Raw genomic sequence first — 3,169 nt, 5'->3', positions numbered from 1 at the left:
CGCCTGGAGCCTGACCTCCTGCCCGCCACGGCCGATGCGGCGGAAACGGATTTACCAGCTAAAACCAGGAAGAATTGAGACCGGGGCGAGGCCAAGCTGCGCGGCTTCCTGCGGCGCGGCATCCGGGTGCAGGGCGTGGATGCCCGAGAGCACCCAGCAGGAGGCGATGCCCGCGGCCTTGGCGCCCGCGATGTCCGTCCGCAATGAATCGCCGATCGCCAGGGTGCGCGCCGGCGTGGTGGCGAGCATGGCGAGTGTGGGTTTATAGATCGCCGGGTCCGGCTTGCCGCGCTGGATCACGGTGCCGCCATCGGCCTTGTAATATTCGGCCAGCAGCCCGGCACAGATGATCCGCACACCATCACGCACGACCTCCAGATCAGGGTTGGCGCAGACCATGGGGATGCCCGCGCGCAGGGCGGCTTGCAGGACCGGTGCGTAAAGCGCCGGGTCCTGCGGACCGAGCACATCATCCGGCCCGGTGTTGAGCAAAAAATCAGCGGCGGCGGGGTCGTCCACCTGTTCGAGGGGCAGGGTGTCAAACACGCCGCGGTCGCGCGCGGGGCCAAGGTGGTAGAGCTTGCTGCCCAGGGCAGCGAACTCGTCGGTGCGGTCACGCAAGGCCAGATGCACCGCCTCGCCGCTAGACATGATGCCGGTGTAGAGCGAGGGGCCGATGCCCATGGCGCCCAGCGTGGCGGCGATGAAATCCGGCCGGCGCGGGGCGTTGGAGAGAAAGACCACGGTTTTGCCCGCGCCGCGCAGGCGCGAGAGGCAGTCCAGCACGCCGGGATAGGGTTTGACCCCGTCATGAACCACGCCCCAGAGGTCGACGATGAAACCGTCATAATTTTGCGCCAGCGCGCCAAAGCCGGTCATGCCCCTGCCCCCACCGCCTGGGCGAGAGAACTGAAGCCGCGCGCGCGCAGCAGGGCGGCGAGGCCGGATTTGAGCGCCGGGATGAGCGCCGGGCCGCCATAGGCGAAGCCGGTGTAGAGCTGCACCAGCGAGGCGCCCGCGAGAATTTTGGCGAGCGCCTGCTCGGGTGCCGAAATGCCCCCGGCGCCGATGAGGGTGAGCTTGCCGCCGCAAAGCTGGTGCGCGCGCGCCAGCATGGCGGTGGAGGGGCCAAACAGCGGCGCGCCGGAGAGGCCGCCGGTTTCGGTCTTGCGCGGGCTGCGCAGCGTATCGGGCCGGGCCAGCGTGGTATTGGAGATGATCAGCCCCGCGATGTTGCGCGCCATGGCAACGCCGACCACCGCCTCCAGCCCCTCGGGCGAGAGGTCCGGCGCGATTTTCACGAACACCGGTTTGTCCGTCGTGATGGCGGAGAGGATAGCGGTGAGCCGCGCCTCGGATTGCAGATCGCGCAGGCCGGGGGTGTTGGGCGAGGAGATGTTGATGGTGAGGTAGTCGGCATGCGGGGAGAGCGCGTTCACCAGGGCCGGGTAGTCGCGCTCCGGGTCCGCGCCCTCTTTGTTGATGCCCACATTGGCGCCCACGGCGGCGGTGGTGCGCCCGGCGCGGCGCAGATTGGCGAGAAAAACCTCAAGCCCCGCGTTGTTGAAGCCCATGCGGTTGATGACGGCGGCATCCTCCTCCAGCCGGAACAGCCGGGGCCGCGGGTTGCCGGGCTGCGGGCGCGGGGTGACGGTGCCCGCCTCGACGAAGCCGAAACCAAGCCGCCCCAGCGCAGTGAGGGCGGCGGCGTTTTTGTCAAACCCGGCGGCGAGGCCGATAGGGTTTTTCAACACGCAGCCAAAGGCGCGGGTGGCGAGGATGGGGTCATCGGGCGTGGCATCGCGCCCCGCCAGTCCCAGGCGCAGGGCGCGCAGAGAGAGGTTATGCGCGGTTTCGGGGTCCAGCCGGCGCATCACCGGCATGAGAGCGGCGGCGAGATTCATTTGACGTAGACAAGGATGAGCGGCGCGGTGCCGCCCGTGCGCGCGGTGAGCATGATATGGTCAGGCGCGACGCCATCCGCCGCGATGGACTGCGCGACGGCGCTGGCCAGCGGGGTGAGCGGCGCGAGGGCGGCGGCGCTGGCGCCCGGCGTGGCGGCGGCGGGGGCTTGCGCTTCGACATCGAACGCCGCACCGGGCTTGATGGCGAGGGCCTGGCGTACGGCGCCGGCCAGGGGGGCGGCGAAATCGGTGGTGCCGGGGGCGACGCTCACCAGCGGGATACGCCCGGCGAAGGCGCTGGCGGCGGCGATGGCAGCCGGGTCCGCCGCGCGGGGCGCGGGCGCAAAGCTTTGCCGCCCTGGCAGGGAGCAGGCGGTGAGAGCAGCCAGAGCCAGGAGGGAGATTTTACGCATGATGCAGATGTAACGGCGCCCGGCTTGCACGGCAACCGGCACCCGGCCAAGCTGCCGGAAAAGGAGATGCAACATGCTCGATCTGATTATTCGCGGGGCCAATCTGGCGGACGGACGGCGGAATGTGGATATCGGCGTGCGGGGCGAGCGGATCGCCACCGTGGAGCCGGGGCTGGAGGCCACGGCGGGGCGCGAGATTTCAGCGCGCGGGCGGCTGGTTTGCCCGCCCTTCATCGACAGCCATGTGCATCTGGATTCCGCGCTCTCGCTCGGCATGCCGCGAATGAACGAATCCGGCACGCTGCTGGAGGGCATCGCGCTGTGGGGCGAGCTGAAGCCGTCGCTGACGCAAGAGGCGATTTATGAGCGCGCGAAGCAGCTTTGCCTGTGGTCGATGGCGCGCGGCACGCTGGCGATGCGCAGCCATGTGGATATTTGCGACGACCGGCTGCTGGCGGTGGAGGCGCTGGTGGCGTTGCGCGAGGAGATGAAGCCGTATCTGGATATCCAGCTCGTGGCGTTTCCGCAGGATGGCTTTTACCGCTATGGAAAATCGGAGGAAAACCTGCACCGCGCGCTGGACAAGGGTGTTGATGTGGTGGGCGGGATTCCGCATTTCGAGCGGACCATGCAGGATGGCGCGCTGAGCGTGAAGGCGCTGGTGCGCATCGCCGCCGAGCGCGGGCTGATGGTGGATATGCATTGCGATGAGAGCGATGATCCGCTCTCGCGCCACATCGAGGTGCTGGCGGGCGAGACGGTGCGCCACGGGCTGGCCGGGCGGGTTGCGGGCTCGCACCTGACCTCGATGCACAGCATGGATAATTACTACGCCAGCAAGCTCATTGCGCT

The 3,169-nt window shown here is 68.6% G+C and carries 4 protein-coding genes; 1 reads left to right on the top strand and 3 read right to left on the bottom strand.

Annotated elements, in window-relative coordinates:
• Positions 1–51: 51 nt before the first annotated feature.
• The 3 genes from PHE40_RS08375 to PHE40_RS08365 are packed head-to-tail and all read right to left on the bottom strand — an operon-like array spanning position 52 to position 2,392.
• Entirely contained in the window at positions 52–879 is an 828-nt protein-coding gene (locus tag PHE40_RS08375; RefSeq protein ID WP_299960709.1) for a TIGR01459 family HAD-type hydrolase, read from the bottom strand.
• Positions 876–1,904, bottom strand: a complete 1,029-nt coding sequence (locus PHE40_RS08370; protein ID WP_299960707.1) for a quinone-dependent dihydroorotate dehydrogenase — start codon at positions 1,902–1,904, stop codon at positions 876–878. Before PHE40_RS08370 ends, PHE40_RS08375 begins: the two co-directional genes overlap by 4 nt.
• Entirely contained in the window at positions 1,901–2,392 is a 492-nt protein-coding gene (locus tag PHE40_RS08365) for a hypothetical protein (RefSeq protein WP_299960705.1), read from the bottom strand. Before PHE40_RS08365 ends, PHE40_RS08370 begins: the two co-directional genes overlap by 4 nt.
• Here PHE40_RS08365 and PHE40_RS08360 point away from each other — a divergent pair.
• A partial coding sequence (locus tag PHE40_RS08360; RefSeq protein WP_299960703.1) for a cytosine deaminase occupies positions 2,391–3,169 on the top strand: 779 nt, incomplete at its 3' end. The genes PHE40_RS08365 and PHE40_RS08360 overlap by 2 nt on opposite strands.

Source organism: Acidocella sp. (assembly GCF_028687955.1).
Classification (GTDB): Bacteria; Pseudomonadota; Alphaproteobacteria; order Acetobacterales; family Acetobacteraceae; genus Acidocella.
The sequence above is the reverse complement of the archived record's forward strand: the minus strand, read 5'-3'. Positions and strand labels throughout refer to the sequence as shown.

Coding starts and splice junctions, on each gene's coding strand:
- PHE40_RS08365 (WP_299960705.1), bottom strand. CDS start 2,392: ATGTTGCATCTCCTTTTCCGGCAGCTTGGCCGGGTGCCGGTTGCCGTG.
- PHE40_RS08375 (WP_299960709.1), bottom strand. CDS start 879: ATGACCGGCTTTGGCGCGCTGGCGCAAAATTATGACGGTTTCATCGTC.
- PHE40_RS08370 (WP_299960707.1), bottom strand. CDS start 1,904: ATGAATCTCGCCGCCGCTCTCATGCCGGTGATGCGCCGGCTGGACCCC.